Source organism: Streptomyces monticola, assembly GCF_042665355.1.
Classification (GTDB): domain Bacteria; phylum Actinomycetota; class Actinomycetes; order Streptomycetales; family Streptomycetaceae; genus Streptomyces; species Streptomyces monticola.
Genome location: NZ_JBHTCF010000002.1, coordinates 104,448 through 123,300, shown reverse-complemented (window position 1 = coordinate 123,300; position 18,853 = coordinate 104,448). Strand labels below are relative to the sequence as shown.

15 protein-coding genes are annotated in these 18,853 nt (G+C 70.5%); 9 read left to right on the top strand and 6 right to left on the bottom strand.

Going from position 1 to position 18,853, the window contains the following annotated elements; all coding sequences use genetic code 11:
* The first annotated feature begins 152 nt into the window (after window positions 1-152).
* The 3 genes from ACFQVC_RS06005 to ACFQVC_RS05995 are packed head-to-tail and all read left to right on the top strand — an operon-like array spanning window position 153 to window position 3,288.
* Window positions 153-1,484 (top strand): extracellular solute-binding protein, encoded by a 1,332-nt coding sequence (locus tag ACFQVC_RS06005; RefSeq protein ID WP_381828253.1) that lies wholly within the window; start codon window positions 153-155, stop codon window positions 1,482-1,484.
* Complete coding sequence (locus ACFQVC_RS06000) at window positions 1,481-2,434, top strand: carbohydrate ABC transporter permease (protein WP_381827300.1); 954 nt, start codon at window positions 1,481-1,483, stop codon at window positions 2,432-2,434. The genes ACFQVC_RS06005 and ACFQVC_RS06000 overlap by 4 nt, the downstream gene beginning before the upstream one ends.
* On the top strand, window positions 2,431-3,288 hold the full coding sequence (locus ACFQVC_RS05995; protein ID WP_381827298.1) for a carbohydrate ABC transporter permease: 858 nt from the start codon (window positions 2,431-2,433) through the stop codon (window positions 3,286-3,288). Before ACFQVC_RS06000 ends, ACFQVC_RS05995 begins: the two co-directional genes overlap by 4 nt.
* Before the next feature lie 108 nt (window positions 3,289-3,396).
* Here the strand turns inward: ACFQVC_RS05995 and ACFQVC_RS05990 are convergent, their stop codons facing one another.
* Entirely contained in the window at window positions 3,397-3,990 is a 594-nt protein-coding gene (locus ACFQVC_RS05990) for a hypothetical protein (RefSeq protein WP_381827296.1), read from the bottom strand.
* On the opposite strand from ACFQVC_RS05990, the gene ACFQVC_RS05985 reads away from it, so the two are divergent.
* Window positions 3,980-4,207, top strand: coding sequence for a hypothetical protein (locus ACFQVC_RS05985; protein ID WP_381827294.1), 228 nt, complete (start codon window positions 3,980-3,982; stop codon window positions 4,205-4,207). The two genes, ACFQVC_RS05990 and ACFQVC_RS05985, sit on opposite strands and share 11 nt — an antisense overlap.
* Before the next feature lie 133 nt (window positions 4,208-4,340).
* Here the strand turns inward: ACFQVC_RS05985 and ACFQVC_RS05980 are convergent, their stop codons facing one another.
* The 5 genes from ACFQVC_RS05980 to ACFQVC_RS05960 form a co-directional block, all read right to left on the bottom strand.
* Window positions 4,341-5,171, bottom strand: a complete 831-nt coding sequence (locus ACFQVC_RS05980) for a pectate lyase (RefSeq protein WP_381827292.1) — start codon at window positions 5,169-5,171, stop codon at window positions 4,341-4,343.
* A gap of 84 nt (window positions 5,172-5,255) precedes the next feature.
* The gene (locus ACFQVC_RS05975) at window positions 5,256-6,062 is read right to left on the bottom strand and encodes a hypothetical protein (RefSeq protein ID WP_381827291.1); all 807 of its coding nucleotides are present in this window, start codon (window positions 6,060-6,062) and stop codon (window positions 5,256-5,258) included.
* A gap of 16 nt (window positions 6,063-6,078) precedes the next feature.
* Entirely contained in the window at window positions 6,079-6,642 is a 564-nt protein-coding gene (locus tag ACFQVC_RS05970) for a SigE family RNA polymerase sigma factor (protein ID WP_381827289.1), read from the bottom strand.
* Between the two features lie 126 nt (window positions 6,643-6,768).
* A complete protein-coding gene (yicI, locus tag ACFQVC_RS05965) occupies window positions 6,769-9,045 on the bottom strand; it encodes an alpha-xylosidase (RefSeq protein WP_381827287.1) in 2,277 nt (758 codons plus the stop codon).
* Window positions 9,042-12,053: a glycoside hydrolase family 3 C-terminal domain-containing protein gene (locus ACFQVC_RS05960; protein WP_381827285.1), complete on the bottom strand. Its 3,012-nt coding sequence runs from the start codon at window positions 12,051-12,053 to the stop codon at window positions 9,042-9,044. The genes yicI and ACFQVC_RS05960 overlap by 4 nt, the downstream gene beginning before the upstream one ends.
* A 302-nt stretch (window positions 12,054-12,355) precedes the next feature.
* Between ACFQVC_RS05960 and ACFQVC_RS05955 the strand changes: the two genes are divergently transcribed.
* The 5 genes from ACFQVC_RS05955 to ACFQVC_RS05935 are packed head-to-tail and all read left to right on the top strand — an operon-like array spanning window position 12,356 to window position 18,816.
* Window positions 12,356-14,068, top strand: a complete 1,713-nt coding sequence (locus ACFQVC_RS05955) for an extracellular solute-binding protein (protein WP_381827283.1) — start codon at window positions 12,356-12,358, stop codon at window positions 14,066-14,068.
* A gap of 1 nt (window position 14,069) precedes the next feature.
* On the top strand, window positions 14,070-15,131 hold the full coding sequence (locus ACFQVC_RS05950; protein WP_381827282.1) for an ABC transporter permease: 1,062 nt from the start codon (window positions 14,070-14,072) through the stop codon (window positions 15,129-15,131).
* Window positions 15,128-16,054 carry a carbohydrate ABC transporter permease gene (locus tag ACFQVC_RS05945; RefSeq protein WP_381827280.1) on the top strand — a complete coding sequence of 309 codons (927 nt, stop codon included), beginning with the start codon at window positions 15,128-15,130 and terminating at the stop codon, window positions 16,052-16,054. The genes ACFQVC_RS05950 and ACFQVC_RS05945 overlap by 4 nt, the downstream gene beginning before the upstream one ends.
* Before the next feature lie 8 nt (window positions 16,055-16,062).
* Window positions 16,063-18,063: a beta-galactosidase gene (locus tag ACFQVC_RS05940; RefSeq protein ID WP_381827278.1), complete on the top strand. Its 2,001-nt coding sequence runs from the start codon at window positions 16,063-16,065 to the stop codon at window positions 18,061-18,063.
* Window positions 18,064-18,111: 48 nt separating this feature from the next.
* Window positions 18,112-18,816, top strand: coding sequence for a glycoside hydrolase family 12 protein (locus tag ACFQVC_RS05935; protein WP_381827276.1), 705 nt, complete (start codon window positions 18,112-18,114; stop codon window positions 18,814-18,816).
* Window positions 18,817-18,853 lie beyond the last annotated feature (37 nt).

Here is an 18,853-nt window from a genome sequence, read left to right as displayed (position 1 = left end):
GTCAACGCCTGGGGCTGCAACGGCCGTGATTCATGGGTGAGTTGGTCCGAACCGTTGACGCGGAAAACGTTCGACTCTACGGTCCGTTCGGAGTTACGAGCGATCTACGAAATCTCGAACGTCTGGGGTCGGTAATGAGTCACTCCGTGAGCCTGAGACACTCCCTGAGCCGTCGAAGGGTCCTCACCGGCCTCGGCGGCCTGGCCGCCACGGGCACCCTCGCCGCCGGTTGCGCCGCGCCCTCCTCCGTGGCCGCGGGCAAGACCCGCCTGCGCTACTGGCATCTGTTCGGCGGCGGCGACGGCGTCAACATGCAGTCGATGCTCGCGGCCTTCGGCAAGGAGCACCCCGATATCGCCCTGGACGCCGCGCAGTTGGAATGGGGGCCGCCGTACTACACCAAGCTGGGCATGGCCGGTGCGGGCGGCCGGGCGCCCGAGGTCGCGGTCCTCCATCTGGCCCGGCTCGCGGGCTTCGGGCCCGGCACCCTGCTCGACCCCTTCGACCTCGATCTGCTCGCCGAGTACGGGGTCCGCCCCGGGGACTTCCCGCCGGAGATATGGCGGCGCGGGACGATCGACGGCAAGCAGTACGCAGTCCCCCTCGACACGCACCCCCTGGTGCTCTACTACCAGACCGAGATCTGCGCCGAAGCCGGGCTCCTCGACAGCGACGGCAGGCTCCAAACCCTGCGCGGGGAACGGGAGTTCCTCGACGCGCTGCGCGCCATCAGGAAAGTCACCGGGCGGCCCGCGCTCGTCGCCGAGACCCTCGGCTCCAGCGCCGTCGGACCCTGGCGGGTCTTCGCCGCCCTCTACTCGCAGACCGGCGGCTCCCTCATCGACGCATCCGCCCGGCACATCACCCTCGACGACGCCAAAGCCCTGCGCGTCCTGGAGTTCATGCGCCGCCTCGTCGAGGAGGGGCTCTGTGTGCGCCGGGCCGACTACCAGGGCAGCGTCGGCATCTTCAACGCCGCACAGACCGGCCTGTTCCTGAACGGCGAGTGGGAGGTCTCCACCTTCCTCACCAGCAAGATCCCCTTCTCCATGACCCGGCTGCCGAATCTGTTCGGCCGCCCCACCACCCAGGCCGACGTGCACTCCTTCGTCCTGCCCCACCAAAGCAGCCGCGGCGGCGCCGGCAACCGGGCCGCGCACCGCCTCGTGGCCTGGATGCTGCGGCACTCCGCCGACTGGGCCAAGGGCGGCCACGTGCCCGCGTACACACCGACCCTCAGTGAGCCCGCCTATCTGAAGCTCGAGCCACAGTCCGAGTACCGCGACGTCATCGACGACGTGTGGCTCGACCCGCCCGCCTGGTTCGCCGGCTCCGCGTCGCCCATGCAGCTGGAGCTCGGCTCGGTGTTCTCCGGGGTCTTCACCGGCTCGCGCACCCCGCGCGGCGCCCTCACCGAAGCCACCGCGCGCCTGCGCAAACTCCTCGACACACCCAGCCCTCTCGGCGGAGGTGCGCCCGCATGACCACGACGGCACCGGCCAAGACCCGCGCGCCCGCCGCCGCAACCGCGGCGACGCGGCCGGCGGTCATCCGCCGCCCCTGGACCGAGCACGGCCTCGTCTTCACCGCCCCCTTCCTCGCGCTGTACGCCCTCTTCCTCGTCTGGCCGGTGGTCCTCGGCCTCAAGATGAGCCTCGGCAGCGACAACATCACCGGGCGCGGCGGCGAGTTCGTCGGACTCGACAACTACGCCGAGGCCCTGACCGACCCCGGCATGTGGAACTCACTGTGGAACACCGTCTGGTTCACGGTCCTGTCCACCGTGCCCCTGGTCCTGACCGGCCTGGTCTTCGCTCTGCTCGCGCACGGCCTGCGGTTCGTGGAGTGGCTGTGGCGGCTCAGCTGGTTCGCGCCGTTCCTGCTGCCCTCGGGTGTGGTCGGGCTGCTCTGGCTGTGGATCATCTATCCGGCCGACTTCGGCTTCGCCGACCAGCTGCTCGCCGTCTTCGGCCTCGAACCGGGCATCGGCTGGCTCACCGACGAGCGCTACGCGATGCTCTCCATCGTGGCCACCACCGTGTGGTGGACGGTGGGCTTCAACTTCCTGCTCTATCTCGCCGCACTGCAGGCCATCCCCCAACACCTCTACGAAGCCGCCGAGTTGGACGGCGCCGGCGCCTGGCAGCGGCTGCGGCACATCACCCTGCCCATGCTGCGCCGCACCACCGGCGTGGTCGTCGTACTGCAGCTGCTCGCCTCGCTGAAGATCTTCGACCAGGTGTACATCATGACGCAGGGCGGCCCGGACGACTCGACCCGGCCGATCCTGCAGTACGTCTACCAGCAGGGCTTCACCGGCTACCGGATCGGCTACGCCTCCGCCGTCTCGTACATCTTCTTCGCCCTGATCGTCCTGGTGTCACTGATCCAGCTGCGCCTGGCCCGCCGCTCACGTCAGGAGAACGCACGATGACCGCCGACGCCCTGCGGGCGGGCCGCCGCGCCCGCTGGACCCGCGGCCGTATCGCCCTGCTCGCCCTGGCGCTCACCCTCGCCGTGATCTGGGTCCTTCCGCTCGCCTACGCCTTCGCGACCTCGCTCAAGCCGATGGGCGAGGAGGTCAGGACGCCGCTGACGTGGATCGGCTCGACGCTCACCCTGGACGCGTACGACCAGGTGTGGGCGGCCGGTGACATCCCGCGGTGGATGTTCAACACCGCCTATATCTCGGCCATGACGACACTCCTGACCGTGCTGCTCTGCGCCATGGCGGCCTACGGGTTCGCGCGCACCGAGTTCCATGGCCGCAAGGTGCTCTACGGCCTGGTGCTCGCCGGGATCATGGTGCCGCCGCAGGTCCTGATGGCGCCGCTGTTCGCGCAGATGACGGCGTTCGGTCTGGTCGACACGTACTGGGGTGTGATCCTGCCCCAAGTCGCCGTGCCCGCCATGGTGTTCATCCTGGTGAAGTTCTTCGACGGGGTGCCGCGCGAGCTGGAGGAGGCGGCGTTCTGCGACGGGGCCGGGCGCTGGCGGGTGTTCTGGACGATCGTGCTGCCGTTGTCCCGGCCCGTGCTCGCCGCCGTCGGCATCTTCACGTTCATCTCGACCTGGAACAACTTCCTGTGGCCGTTCCTGGTCACCACCGACCCGAACGGCATGACGCTGCCCGTGGGCCTGGTCAACGTCCAGTCCACCTACGGCGTGCGCTACGCGCAGGTGATGGCGTCCCTGGTGATCGCGGGCCTGCCGCTCCTGATCGTCTTCGCCCTGTTCCAGCGGCAGATCGTGCGCGGTGTGGCCCATACGGGGCTCGCCGGGCAGTAGGCACTGCCGGCCGGGACTGAACAGCCCCGCCGGTGGTACCCGGCATCGGACGACGCCCCCGCCGGTGGGACCCGGCGGGGGCGTCCGCGTGCGCTTGGTGCGGGCGGGTCAGGCCGTCGACTTGAGCTGCTTCGCGAAGCGGTTGGTGCCGGGCAGCCAGCACACGACGAGCGCGGCCAGGGTCGCGAACAGCGCGAGCAGGCTGGTCAGGAACACCGAGTCCGGCTCGTAGTCGCCGAGGATGAGGATGTGCGGGAAGACCGCCACCACGGCCGACAGGGTGACAAGAACCCGGGCCCAGACGGCCGCGCTCTTACGGACGCACAGCGCGAACACCAGCACACACACGGCCGTGAACAGGGCGAAGACGGCGCGCGCGGTGAGCGTACCGGCCCGGTCATCGATCATCGCGTCCCATATGGGCCCGGTCAGCTCCTTGATGTCCGCCGCGGTGGTGCCCGCGGGCAGGCCCACCACATCGGGCTGCTCCTCGATGACTTCCTTGACGTTCTCCTCGGCGAGGCCGGTGCCGCCGGCGAAGACGATGAGCGCGCCGATGGCGGTGGCGACCGCGGACAGCACCGACGTCACCAAGAGCGCGGTCAGGGTTCCGGGACGCTTCACCGCGCCGCCCATGGGGTCGTGGGCGGGCGTGGGCGCGGTGGGGGGAGCGGCCTGGTTCAGCGGCGCGATGCTCGTCACGCGCGGTATCGGCGAAGCCGCCGAGCGGGGCAGTCGGCCCGAGGCCGGCGGGCTTCGGCGCCTGGACATCGTGGGCGACATCGGGCCGCGCACGGAGGTTCTCGTGGGGGTCTTCACCCGGCGCGGCGAGCGCGGCTCCTACGCTCCTGGCCATCCCCTGAACCTCCTGTGGGAGGCGCTCTCCAAGGACAACGACCGGTGGTGGCTCGACCGTTGACGGCAATCCGCCGTACGGGAATGGAGAAAGGGCGGACGCACCGCGTCCATTTGCGGACGCGGTGCGCCGGTTCGGGGAATTCTCTTACCTTCCCCTGCCTTCCCTTACGGGTCCCTTTCCGTCCCTTACTCGTTCACTCGTAACTGATGTCCGACTCGGTAAAGAGGCAGTTCTTGCCATCGGGGCCGCTGCCGGTCTCCTCGGGCTCGTCGCCCGAGTCGTTGCCCGTGAAGCGGACACAGGTCTCGATCTCCTTGTCCGGGTCACCGTGGATCCGGATGGCGCGCAGCGTGGCCGTGTCGCCGTAGTTGGTGTTGATGCCGACGATCGACTTGCCGGGCGCGGTGATGTCCACGTCGTCCACGGTGATCGTGCGCTTGTACTGCGTCGAGCAGTTGCCGCAGGAGCGCACCAGCTTGCCGAAGTCGGAGACCTGGAAGCCGCTGATGGCCAGGGTGCCCGCGCCGTTGAACTGGAAGACCTTGTCGTCGGCCTTCCGCGCGCCGCCGCCGACCACCGAGTACTTCGCGGACGACGAGGTGCCCTTGAACGTCGCCGCGTCCTCGCCGACGTCCTCCCACCAGACGTTCTCCAGGGTGCAGCTGCCCGAGCAGTGGATGCCGTCGGCGGCCGGGCTGCCGAGGACCACGTTCTTCAGTACCGCGCCGTCCGCCAGCTTGAAGACCGGGTCCTGGCCCTCTTCCTGGTCGCCGCCGCCGAGGTCACCCTCGCCGTAGAAGCGCTTGAGCTTGCCGTCGTACTCACCCGAGACCTCGATGGTCTTGGACACGGCCTGCTCGCCGGAGGGCGTGGGCCAGGCGGGCGCCGCGCCCGCGGACGAAAGCGAGAGGTTGGTGACGACCGCGGCGCCGGTCAGGCCCACCGCGGCGGCCAGGGCGCCGAGGGCTCGGCGGCGGGTGAGGCGCCGCTTGCGGTCCTGGCGCAGTTCGGCTCGTTGACTCATGTGTCCCGTTCCTTTGTGGGGGTGAGCTGTGGGGGTTGAGATCTTGCGCTCAGTGGTCGCCACCGCCGGGGAACAGGTTGCCGCCTACTCGAAGTCGCCCTTCCAGTCGTCGCGTTGGCCCGGGGTGCGGGCCTGGACGGTGTACGTGTCGCCGCCCGCGTCCCGCTCCCCCTCGGCATGGTCGTACTGCCCGGCGAAGACATGCTCGCCCGCGGGCACGGTGCGGCCCTGCTTCAGGGTCCAGCGGTAGACCAGAGTGCCGTGGTCGACGCGGACCGTGACGTCGAAGTCGTCCGTTGAACGGGACTGCCAGTGGCCGGTGTTCTCGGGCCGGTCGCGGGGCGCGACACGCAGCTCGACGGTGAGCGCCGTGAGCGCCTTCTTCGTCTTCACGGTGATGTTGCTCTGGCTCCAGTACGCGGAGCTGCCCGGGTCGATGGAGCCGTCGGCCCACAGCAGGCCGGTGGCCACGGGGGTGCGCGGGGACCGGCTTCCGGTCTGCGCGGGCGGCTCGGAGGGGCCGGTGCGGCGCGGCGTGGGAGTCGGGTCCGCGTGGTCGGGTCGCCCCGTGGGCGTGGGCGGTACGGGGTCGGGGCTCGGGGTCGTCGCCACCGTCTGCGGCTGCGGGGCGTCGTCGCGCACGGCGGAGGCGACGCCGTAGCCGCCGGCGGCGAAGACACCGGCCACCGCGGCGGTCGCGCCGACCACGCGCAGCCAGGGCGCGACCGGCCGGCGCAGGGCAGTCCGCCGCTGCGCGGGCGGCCGCTCCATGCCCCGCTCGATCCGCGCGAGCATCCGCTCACGGTCGGGGCGGTGCGCGGCCGCCGCGTGCCTGAGGCGACGGCGCAGCTCCTCCCGCTCCCCGGCGCCCTCGTCGTCCTTGTGTTCCATCACAGTCCCCCGCACGTCACTGGCCCCGGGCGTCGGCGACGCTCATCTGGATGCGTTCCAGGGCCGGCTGCGGCCCGAGCAGCCGCTGCAGTTCGGCCATCCCCTTCGACGTCTGGCTCTTCACGGTACCCACCGAGATTCCCAGCGTGTGCGCGGTGTCCTTCTCGGAGAGGTCGAAGGCATGCCGCAGCACGACGCAGGCCCGCTTGCGGAACGGCAGTCCGCGCAGGGCCTCCTGGACGTCCACCACGGCCGGTATGTCGGGGTCCTCGGTGTTCTCGCTCTGCCCGGACCAGAACAGCGTGACCCGGCGGCGTTCGCGCACCGCGCTGCGGATCCGGCTGCGCGCCATGTTGGCGACCACGCCGCGGGCGTAAGCCGCCGGATGCTCGGCGGCCCGCACCCGGTCCCAGCGGTCCCAGAGCGCGAGCAGCGCGTCGGCCGCCAGGTCGTCGGCGCCGTCCGCGTCACCGGTCAGCAGATGGGCGAGGCGGGCCAGGCCCGCGTAGTGCTGCTCGAAGAAGGCATGGAACTCGTCGGCCGCGTTCCTCCCGGCGGCGTCATCGATGACCTGGTGCATGGCCTCCCTCACTGGCCGTCGAGACCGGTCCGGGCCGGCATGGTCGGCGCATCCGGGTGCACGTTCGGAATCTCGTACGATGTTTACGATTCCGAACGCGTACGTTAAGCGCGCCTCGCCCCGCGGTCAACAGAGGCGCAGCACCGCCTTGCCCGCGACCGCCGGCGCCGATGCCGACGCATCACCCACCACCCGCACACAGAACGGCAGTTGAGGATCATCGGCCGTCACCGTGAGGCGGTCGCCGGTGCGCGCCGTGCGGAAGACGGCCGCGGCCGCGCCGTCCTGGCCGGGCACCGTGACCTCGCCGTCGCCCGTGTCCGGGGTGACGAGCAGCGTGAGGCCGTCGAGCCAGTCGCCGTCGGGGCGGGTGTCGTCGGCGCCCCACGGCAGGACGGCGCCGGGGCGTACGTACAGCGGCAGGCTGTCGAAGCCGTGGGTCTCCCGCCGCCAGCACGGCCCCTGCACCCGCTCACCGGTGAGCAGATGGGTCCAGGTCCCGTCCGGCAGATAGAACTCGACCTCGCCCTCGACGCTGAAGACGGGCGCGACCAGGAGGTCCGGGCCGAGCATGTACTGGCGGTCCAGGGAGCGGCAGGCGGGGTCGTCCGGGAACTCCAGGAGCATGGGGCGCATGACGGGCACCCCGGTGCGGTGGGCCTCGGCCGCCGCACCGTACAAGTAGGGCATCAGGCGGTGCTTGAGCCGGATGAACACCCCGGCCACGACGACCGCTTCATCGCCGAAGGCCCACGGCACCCGGTACGAGACATTGCCGTGCAGGCGGCTGTGCGAGGACAGCAGGCCGAAGGCGAGCCACCGCTTGAAGACGGCCGGCTCCGGGGTGCCCTCGAAGCCACCGATGTCATGGCTCCAGAAGCCGAAGCCGCTCAGCGAGAGGGAGAGGCCGCCGCGCAGCGACTCGGCCATGGCCTCCAGGGACGCGAAGCAGTCGCCGCCCCAGTGCACCGGGAACTGCTGGCCGCCCGCCGTCGCCGAGCGGGCGAAGAGCACCGCCTCGCCCGGCCCCCGCTCCTCCCGCAGGAGTTCGAAGACCGCTTCGTTGTAGAGGTGCGTGTAGTAGTTGTGCATCCGCTCGGGGTCCGAGCCGTCGTACCAGACGACGTCGGTGGGCACCCGCTCGCCGAAGTCGGTCTTGAAACAGTCCACTCCCTGGTCCAGGAGGGTGCGCAGCCGGTCCGTGTACCAGATGCGGGCCGCCGGATTGGTGAAGTCGACCAGGGCCATGCCCGGCTGCCACAGGTCCCACTGCCAGATGTCGCCGTTGGCCCGCCGCACCAGGTAACCCGCCTCGGCGGCCTGCGCGAACAGCGGCGACTTCTGGGCGATATAGGGATTGATCCACATGCTGACTTTCAGGCCGCGCTCGCGCAGCCGGCGCAGCATGCCCTCCGGGTCGGGGAAGACATCCGGGTCCCAGGCGAAGTCCGACCACTGGTACTCGCGCATCCAGAAGCAGTCGAAGTGGAAGACGCTGAGCGGCAGTTCGCGCTCCGCCATGCCGTCGACGAAAGAGGTGACGGTCTCCTCGTCGTACGGCGTGCAGAACGAGGTCGTCAGCCACAGTCCGAACGACCAGGCGGGCGGCAGCGCGGGGCGGCCGGTCAGGGCGGTGTAGCGGGTGAGCACCTCCTTGGGTGTCGGCCCGGCGACGACATAGAACTCCAGGGACTGGTCCTCGACGCTGAACTGCACCTGCCCGACCGACTCCGAGCCGATCTCGTACGACACCTTCCCCGGGTGGTTGACGAAGACGCCGTAGCCGCGCGAGGAGAGATGGAAGGGGATGTTCTTGTACGCCTGCTCGCTGCTGGTGCCGCCGTCGGCCTGCCAGATGTCCACGCTCTGGCCGTTCTTGACGTACGGCGTGAAGCGCTCGCCCAGTCCGTAGACGGATTCACCCACGGCCAGGGCGAGTTGGGCGATCATGTGGTGCGCGCCGTCGGGGGTGGTGGCGAAGGCGGTGCCCTTGCGTTCGACGGCGGTCAGGCGTCGCCCGCCGGCGTCGAGGAACTCCAGGCCCCAGGGTCCGGCGGTGTCCAGGCGCAGGGTGAGCGGGCCGCTGGTCAGCTCGGTGACGGTGCCGTCGCGGCGCACCTTGGCGGAGCCGGGTGCGGTGCTCACGCCCGGCAGGGCGAAGTCGGGGCCGCGGCGCGCCTTGCCCGCGTGGTGGGTGGCGCGGACGCCGATGACGCCCTCGGCGGGGGCGAAGCACTCCACCGTGATCAGCGGGGAGTTGAGGGTGTCACCGCGTTCGCGCACGCGGTGGACGGCGGCGTACGCCGTGAAGTGGTCGTCGCCCGCGCGCAGATCGCGCACTTCGGTGGCGTAGGAGGCCTGGACGCCGTCGCGCATCAGCCAGAAGCCGTCGGTGAACTTCATCGGGTACTGCCCCTCGGGTTCGGTGCGGACGGGGCGGTCCCCGACGGGTGGAAGGTGAGCCGGTGCAGCCGGACGGTGCCGCGCAGCCGCAGCCGCAGATCGCGCACACCCGCCGCGGTGAAGCCGGCGGTGCGGCTGGTGTAGGCGTAGGGGCCGCCGGTGGGCGGGACGGTGAGAAGGGGCCCGCCCATGATCTGTACGCTGCCCGCGCCCGCGGCTTCGATGGTCACGGCGTCGACGCCGGGGCCGAAGTCGCAGTGGCGGTAGAGCAGTTCACCGGCTGCGGCGACACCTGCCTCGACGCCCGCCCCGGACCCGGCCCCTTCCCCGGCGCCCGTCTCGCCGCCCGCCGGGGTCACCGAGTCGCCCGCTGTTCTGCTGCGGTCGACGATCTCGGTGCCGTACTGCTCGTCGTAGCCGACCGCGGCGAGTCCGGACTCCCGCACCGGTCTCGCCGCGGCCGGGGCACCCTCTATTCGCACGGTCGCGGTCCGGCGGATGTCCCTGCTGGAGGCACCGGCCATGACTTCGTACGCGCCCGGGGCCACGGTCCAGCGCTCGTGAGCGACGTCCCAGAACCCCAACTCCTCGATGTCCAGCTGGAATTCGAGACGCCGGGCCTCCCCGGGCAGCAGGTGGACCCGGCGGTGGGCGGCCAGCTGGCGGGCCGGCCGGACGACGGGCGGATCGACGGCGCGGGTGTAGATCTGCGCCACCTCGTCGGCGGCGACCGGACCGGTGTTGGTGACCGTGACACCGACCGTGAGCCGCGTGCCGTCGAGGATCCCGGCCGTCAGGTCCTCGTAGCGGAAGGCGGAGTAGCCCAGGCCGTGCCCGAACGCGTAGAGGGGCGGGTCCTCGGCGTACTGGTAGGTCTGGCGCGAGCCGATGATGTCGTAGTCGAGCAGGTCAGGCAGCGCGTCGTCACCGGCGTACCAGGTCTGCGGCAGCCGGCCGCCCGGACTGACATCGCCGGCCAGGACCCGGGCGAGCGCGCTGCCCGCGGCCTGGCCGCCGTGCGCGGTCCACAGCAGCGCGGGCAGCTGCGCTTCGGCCTCCCGCACGGCGTACGGATAGCTGCTGACCAGGGCGAGCACGGTGCGCGGCTGCACGGAGCGGGCCGCGCGCCACAGCCGTTCCTGGTGCGGGGGCAGGGCGAGCGTCGTGCGGTCCTCGGTCTCGCGGCCGTTGATGTGCGGGTCGTTCCCGGCGACGACGAGCACGACGTCGGCGCCGGTGGCGGCGCGCGCCACGGCGTCCTCGCCCCGCTCCACCACCGTCAGCTCGAAAACCTCGGCCATCTCGGCCATCGCAGCCATCTCGGCGGGGGCGGCAACCTTCAGGCCTTCGGTGGCGACGGACACGTATCCACCCGTCCCGATGTGCTTGAGGAGGAAGCCGTCACCGTGTCGCTCCAGGCCGAAGGTCTCCTGGACCACCCAGCCGCCCGGCCGGTCCGCGGACGCCCGGACGAACCCGTCGTCGGCGACCGACAGATACCGGCCGTCGGGGGCGCGCAGCGTCAGCACGCCGTCGCCCCAGTCGACGAGGTCGAAGTCGGTGGGCTCGGTGCCGACGGTCAGCGGAGGCAGGTCGGTGCGGCCGGTGAGCAGCGCCGGGTCCAGGGCACCGGCGCTCTCCCGGGCGCTCGCGCTCTCCTGGCCGCCCACGCTCTCGTGGTCGGCCGCACCGGGCCCCGGCTCACCGGGGCCCGGCGGCACGTGCAGCCAGCCCGCCCGGCACTTCAGGCGTATCCGGTCGGCGCCCTCGGCGTAGCTGACGTACGCGGCGCCGAAGCGCTCACGCAGACCGTCGAGCGGGGTGGACGTCCGGATCAGGGTGCCGCTGTACCAGTCGCTCTTGCAGGTGTCGGCGAGGAGCCCGACCACCGCGATCCGGGTGCCCTCGGCGAGCGGCAGGACCCCGTCGTTCTTGAGCAGCACGATCGCCTGCTCGGCGGCCTCCCGGGCCAGGGCCCGGTGCGCGGGGGTGTCGAAGTCGCGCAGGGAGATGTCCGCGTACGGATCGAGGCCGGAGTCGAACTCGCCGAGCCGGAAGCGGACATGGAGCTGGCGGCGTACCGCCGTGTCGATGTCCGTCTCCGAGATCAGGCCCTGCTCCAGAGCGCCGCGCAGACGTGCCGTGGTGGGCGCGGAGTCCGTGCCGTGGTCGGTGAAGCTGTCCACGCCCGCGATCAGCGCGGCCGCGAGGGCCTCCTCGTGGGTGTCGAAGTACTTCTCGGAGTCCGTGAGGTTGCTGGGGGCGCCCGCGTCCGAGCAGACCAGGAGTTCCTCGTCGCTCCAGCGCCGCAAGTGCTCGCGCAGGTAGGGCGATACGTGGTTGGGGCGGCCGTTGACCAGGTTGTACGCAGGCATCACCCCGGCGACCGTGCCCGCCTCGACGGCCCCTCGGAAGGCGCGCAGATCGTACTCGTGCAGGACGCGGGGGCGCACCGAGGCCGACGAAGTGTCCCTGGCGGTCTCGTTGTTGTGGGCCAGCCAGTGCTTGAGGACGGGGGCGGTGCGCCAGTAGACGGGGTGGTCGCCGCGCAGGCCGCGGGTGTAGGCGACGGCGGTCGCGGAGGTGAGGTGGGGGTCCTCCGAGTAGCCCTCCTCGTTTCTGCCCCACAGCGGGTTGCGCAGCAGATTCACCGTGGGCGCCCACACGTTGAGGCCGACGCGGTCGTCCCGGGTGCGCATGGCGCGGGCCTCGGTGGCGACGGCTTCACCGACCCGGCGCACCAGATCCTCGTTCCAGGTGGCGCCGAGGCCGAGCGCCTGCGGGAAGACGGTGGCGGGCCCCATCCACGCGACCCCGTGCAGGGCTTCCTGCCCGGTGCGGAACGCGCCGATGCCCAGACGCTCGACGGCGGGGGCGAACTGGTGCAGGAGCGCGAGGCGTTCGTCGAGGGTCAGCCGGGGCAGGAGGTCGTCGACGCGCTCGGCGAACGACAGCTCCTCGTCCCGGAACGTCTGGAGCGGCAGCGGGCTCGGGGTCACGTACGTCATCCCTCGGCAGCGGCGGACGGGGTCGGTGCGGGTCCTTCGACGGTCGATGCGAGTCTTTCGACATTCGAAGCGCTTCGATGGTCGACCCGCCCGGGATACGTGTCAAGTGACCGCAAGGCGCCGCCTCTTGGGCACTCCGGTTCTCCCGCCCCCTCTCAACTCCGTTACTGGGCAGAGAAACCTGCGCACCGCCCTTGTTACGGCCCCGGGGTACACCTACTCTCTCAGCGATATCGAAGCGCTTCGAAAGCGACCGGCGATGTTTCGCCCTGTGTCCAGGCGCGCCACGAAGGGTTGACGCAATGACGCCGAACTCCCCCTCCCCGAGAACCTCTTCCGGAGCCGCCCGGGGATCCGCCTCCCCGGCCGCCCCGAGCCGCAGGAGTGTGCTCTCCGCCTCGGCCCTGGCCGCGCTCGCGGTGACCGGTGGCGTGCCGCTGCTGTCCGCCTGCGGGGGCAGCGGGTCGAAGAACGAGGGCACGACGACGGGCAAGAAGCTCAAGGACCTGCTGCCCGCCTACGCCGCCACGCAGCCGCTGACCCCGGACCTGCCGTCGAAGAACGGCTCGGCGGCCGGTTTCACCAGGGCCCTGCCCGCCGACGAGCTCAAGGCCTCCGTGCCCGAGAAGCTCGGCAAGGGCTCCGAGTTCACCGTCATGGCGCCGATCTGGGGAAACATCCCGAAGCAGGGCAACCCCTACTGGACCGCGATGGACAAGGCCGCCGGCGTCCGGGTCAAGTGGCAGAACCAGGACGGCAATGTGTACGGCCAGAAGCTGGGCGCCGTCCTCGCCTCCAGCAGCGTCCCGGACGCCGTGGTCGTCCCCGGCTGGGAGCTGAACGGCAAGATACCCAGCGCCATCGCCAACAAGTTCGCCGACCTCGGCCCCTATCTCACCGGCGACAAGGTCAAGGAGTATCCGAACCTCGCCGCGATCCCCACCGGGGCCTGGCAGCGCTCCATCTTCGGCGGCAAGCTGCGCGGACTGCCGTTCCCGGCGCCCACCACGCCGAACATCGCGCCCCTGTACCGCGCCGACCTCTTCGAGAAGGAGGGGATCGAGCCGCCGAAGACCATCCAGGAGTTCTACGACCTGTGCAAGCAGCTCAACGCCCCCAAGAGCAAGGTGTGGGCGTGCGGCGACATGTCCTGGGCGGCCTACGCCATCTTCGGCGTCCTGCCCGAGAAGCCGTACTACTGGAAGCTCGTCGACGGCAGGCTCGTCAACCGCTACGAGACCGACGAGTACCTCGAGGCCCTCGAGTGGTCCCGCAAGCTCTACTCGGCGGGCTTCGTGCACCCCGACGCCAAGTCCGAGACCGGCAACACCGGCGATCTGTGCGCCGCGGGCAAGGTGTGGATGTACTGCCACGACGTGTCCGACTGGTACGGCAAGAGCGTCGTACAACGCGTGGACGACAAGAAGTTCCGGATGGGCGCCTTCGACTACTTCGCCCCCGACGGCGGCGCCCCCACCCTGTACGCGCGCCCGCCCGCCGACATCTGGACCTTCGTCAGCAAGAAGGCCGACGAGAAGACCGTCCGCGACATCCTCGCCCTGGCCAACTTCTGTGCCGCTCCCTACGGTTCGACGGAGCAGCGGCTTCGCGCCTACGGCGTCGAGGGGGTCCACCACACCTTCAAGGACGGCGTGCTCGCCAAGAACGGCCGGGGCAACAACGAGGTCTTCTCGACCTACGAGTACCTCGCGTCGCCCGCCCCCTACGTCGCCTACACCGACCAGCCGGACATCGTCGAGGGCATCGTGGAGTGGCAGCAGCGCCAGGGAGCGCACACCAGGAAACCCCTGTTCCACGGCATGATGATCATCGAGCCGACGCGGTACACCGAACTGAACGCCGAGTTCGAGGACCTGGAGAAGGACATCGTCCGCGGCCGCAAGAAGGTCTCCGACATGCAGCAGGCGGCCGCCGACTGGAAGTCACGCGGCGGCGACAAGCTGCGCGACTGGTACAAGAAGCTCCTCGACGAGACCGGCGATTCGGCGTCCTGACATGGCACACGGCACGACCGAAGCCACCGACACCCCCGGCGCGTCCGGCACCACCGGCGCGTCCGGCACGACCCGCGCCGGGGCGCCGCCGCGCACCCCGCCGGTGAACTCCCGTACGGCGAAACGCACTTCGGACCGGGTCCCGCTGCGGCACCGGCTGCGCCGCGACCGCGTGCTGCTCCTGATGGTGCTGCCCGCGCTGCTGCTCCTGCTGGTCTTCAACTACGTACCGCTCATCGGCAACGTCGTGGCCTTCCAGGACTACGACCCCTACATCGCCGACAACGCGTTCCAGGCGATCTCACAGAGCCCCTGGATCGGCTTCGAGCACTTCCAGTCCATGGTCGAGGACCGGCTGTTCTGGCAGGCCGTCCGGAACACCCTGGCGATCTTCCTGATCCAGCTGACGCTGTTCTTCCCGCTCCCGATCCTGCTCGCGCTGTTCATCAACAGCTTCGTGCGGCCCCGGGTGCGCGCCGTCGCCCAGGCCGTCCTGTATCTGCCGCACTTCTTCTCCTGGGTGCTCGTCATCACGATCTTCCAGCAGATGTTCGGCGGCGCGGGCCTGGTCGCACAGGTGCTTCGCGACCACGGGCACGAGGGCTTCGACCTGATGACCGACCCGGGCCTGTTCAAGTTCCTGATCACCTTCGAGATGGTCTGGAAGGACGCGGGCTGGGGCGTCATCGTCTTCCTCGCCGCGCTCGCCGCCGTCAGCCCCGATCTGTACGAGGCCGCGGCGATGGACGGGGCGAACCGCTGGCGGCGCATGTGGCACATCCAGCTGCCCGCGCTGCGCCCGGTCGTGGCCCTGCTCCTGGTCCTTCAGGTGGGCAACGCCCTCACGGTGGGCTTCGAGCAGATCCTGCTGCAGCGCACCGCCGTCGGGCCATCGGCCTCCGAGGTCCTGGACACCTATGTGTGGAACGTCGGCCTCGACAACGGCAACTTCAGCTACGCGGCCGCCGTCGGCATCGTCAAGGGGATCTTCGGGCTGCTCCTGGTGCTCGCGGCCAACAAGGTCGCCCACCTGATGGGCGAGCAGGGGGTGTACAAGCGATGAGTCTGCTCACCTTCGGCCTCGCCCCGGGCAGCCGCACCGGTCTGCGCCCGGCCTGGGAGGAACAGCCGACCCGGACCGGGCTCGCCACGAAGGGCGTGACGCTGACCCTGGTCTGCCTGGCCGTGCTCTTCCCGGTGTGGGTGGTGATCGTCACCAGCCTGTCCTCGGTACGCACGATCACCGAGACCGGCGGCCTGGTGGTGATCCCCCGGGGCATCACCTTCATCCACTACCAGGAGCTGCTCAGCGGCGGACAGGTCACCCGGGCCGCACTCGTCAGCGTGGGCGTGACCGTCGTCGGCACCCTGTTCAGCATGGCGGTGTCCGTCCTGTGCGCCTACGGCCTCTCGCGCTCCGGATCCGTCCTGCACCGCCCGATCCTGATGGTCCTGATCGCCACGATGTTCTTCGGGGCCGGTCTGATCCCGACGTATCTCGTGGTCCAGGGGATCGGCCTCACCGACACCTATCTCTCGCTGATCCTGCCGAGCGCCCTGAACGTCTTCAACATCCTGGTCCTGCGGGCGTTCTTCATGAGCACGGCACAGGAGCTGATCGAGAGCGCCCGGATCGACGGCGCCGGGGACCTCCGCATCCTGTGGCAGATCGTCATGCCCCTCTCGCGCGCCGTCATCGCCGTGATCACGCTCTTCTACGCGGTGGGCTACTGGAGCGCCTGGTTCAACGCGTCGATCTACATCAGCGACCCGGACATGCTGCCGCTGCAGAACGTGATGCAGCAGCTGGTGATCAAGCAGCAGAAGCCGACGGGCCTGTCCCAGGCCATCAACACCGGCCATCTGTCACCGCTCGCCATCCAGATGGCGGTGATGGTGCTCGCCCTGATCCCGGTCGCCTTCCTGTCCCCGTTCGTCCAGAAGCACTTCAAGGCCGGGATGCTCACCGGCGCCGTCAAGGGGTGATGGAACGGATGAGCTCTCCTCCTTCCCTGGCCGACACCACCCGTGGCCGGATCCTCTTCGGCGGCGACTACAACCCCGAGCAGTGGCCCGAAGAGACCTGGCACGACGACATCCGCCTGATGAAGGCCGCCGGGGTCAACTCCGTGACGCTCGGCGTCTTCTCCTGGGCACGGATCGAATCACGCCCCGGCGCCAGGGAGTTCGGCTGGCTCGACCGCCTGATGGACCTGATGCACAGCCACGGTATCGGCGTCGTCCTGGCCACCCCCACCGCCGCCCCGCCCGCCTGGCTGGGCCGGCTGCACCCCGACACCCTGCCGCGCGACGAGCACGGCCAGGTCGAATGGTGGGGCTCACGCCAGCACTTCTCGCACTCGTCGGCCACCTACCGCCGCTACGCCGCCGCCATCACCGAGGACCTCGCCGCCCGCTACGCCACCCACCCGGCCCTGACCATGTGGCACATCAACAACGAGTACTGCACGCATGACTTCGGCGACGAGGCCGCCGAGGCCTTCCGTGGCTGGCTGCGCGCCAAGTACGCCACCCTGGACGCCCTCAACGAAGCCTGGGGCACGGCCTTCTGGGGCCAGGGCTACGACAGTTGGGGCGAGATCCTGCCCGCCCGCCGCACGCACTACCTGAAGAACCCCGCGCAGGTGCTCGACTTCCGGCGCTTCACCTCCGGCCAGCTCCTGGGGTGCTACCTCCTGGAACGCGACATCGTGCGCCGCCACACCCCGCAGCTCCCGGTCACCACCAACTTCATGGCCCTGTTCGCCGGCGTGGACGGCTGGGCCTGGGCCCCGCACACCGACGCCGTCTCCGTCGACATCTACCCCGACCCCAAGGACCCGCTCGGCGGCCAGTTCAACGCCATGATCGGCGACCTGACCCGCTCCCAGGCGCGCGGCCCGTGGATGGTGATGGAACAGGCCGCGGGCCCGGTCAACTTCCGTGGCGTCAACCACCCCAAGCCGCCCGGCCTCAACCGGCTGCTCTCCCTGCAGTCGGTCGCGCACGGCGCCGACGCGATCTGCTACTTCCAGTGGCGCCAGTCACGGCAGGGCGCCGAGAAGTTCCACTCCGGGATGGTGTCCCACGCGGGCGCGGAAGGCCGTACGTATCAGGAGGTCAAGCAGCTCGGCGCGGAACTGGCCCGGCTCGGCCCCGAGGTCACCGGGCGCCACCGCCCCGCCCGGATCGCCGTCCTGCACGACTGGGACGCGTGGTGGGCGGGCGAGCAGGACGGCCGGCTCTCCCGCCTGGTGCGCTACGAGGAGGTCCTGCGGGCCTGGCACCGGGCCCTGTGGGAGGCCCACCTCGCCACCGACTTCGCCCACCCCGAGGCCGAGTTGGGGCACTACGCGATGGTCGTCGTACCGCATCTGTATCTGCTCACCGACACCGCGATCGAGGGCCTCCTGGCCTATGTACGCGACGGCGGCACCCTGGTGTGCGGCTTCCACACCGGGGCCGCCGACGCCGACGACCGGATCCGCCCCGGCGGCATGGACGAGCGGCTCCGCGAACTGTTCGGCATCCGCACGGTGCACGAGTGGTGGCCCCTGGACGCGGGCGAGTCCGTGGCTCTGGACGCGCCCGAGTCCGTGGCGTCCGGCGCGTTCCGCGGCACCCTCTGGTCGGAGGAGCTGCAGATCCGCCCGGACGCCGATGTGCTCGCCGCGTACAAGGGCGGTGAACTCGACGGCCTGCCCGCGGTGCTGCGCAAGGGCCGGGCCTGGTATCTCTCCACCCTGCCGGAGCCCGACGCGCTGCGGGAGCTGCTCGCCGGGGCCGCCGCCGGGGCCGGGGTGCGCCAGGAGCTGGCCGGCCTGCCGGCGGGCGTCGAGGCGGTACGCCGCGGCGACCTGCTCTTCCTCCTCAACCACGGCCGCGAACCGGTCCGGGTGCGGGTGCCCGGCATCCACCACGACGTGCTCACCGGCGCCGCGGTCCGCGACCGGATCGAACTCGCCCGCTACGACGTGGCCGTACTCAAGCAGTAGTCCGCCGTACGGCCCGCTCCCCACCCCCCACCATGGAAGGGACGCACCATGGCACGACACACCCTGCCCGGTTTCCTCCTCGCCCCCGCGCTGGCCTTCGGCGCCGTCCTCGGCCTCGCCTCCGCCCCCGCGCACGCCGCCGTCTGGAACTCCTGCGACCAGTGGGGCAACACCAGCCTCGGCGGCTACACCCTCTACAACAACATCTGGGGCTCCGGCGCGGGCCGCCAGTGCACCTGGGCCGACTCCGGCACCAACTGGGGTACATGGGCCGACCACCCGAACACGGGCGGCATCAAGTCCTACCCCAACGCCAAGAAGGTGATCAACAAGCCGATCGACTCCCTGACGTCGCTGTCCAGCACCTACAACGTCAAGGTCCCGGCGGCGGGCGCGTACAACACGTCGTACGACATCTGGGACACGGACTACGACTACGAGATCATGCTCTGGGTCAACTACCACGGCGCGGTCGGCCCGATCGGCAGCCACCAGGGCGATGTCAGCCTCGGCGGCCACACCTGGTCCGTCTACAAGGGCTCCAACGGCGCCAACGAGGTCTTCTCCTTCCTGCGCACCTCCGACTCCTCGTCCGGCACCGTGAACATGCTGCCGATCCTGAAGTGGATCAAGGACACCAAGGGCTGGATGGGCAACGAGACCATCGGTGACGTGCAGTTCGGCTACGAGATCACCTCGTCGTCCGGCGGCCTCGACTTCACCACCGACAACCTGACGATCTCGGGCGGCTGACGATCCCGGACGCCTGAAGGGGCAACCCCGGCGGGGG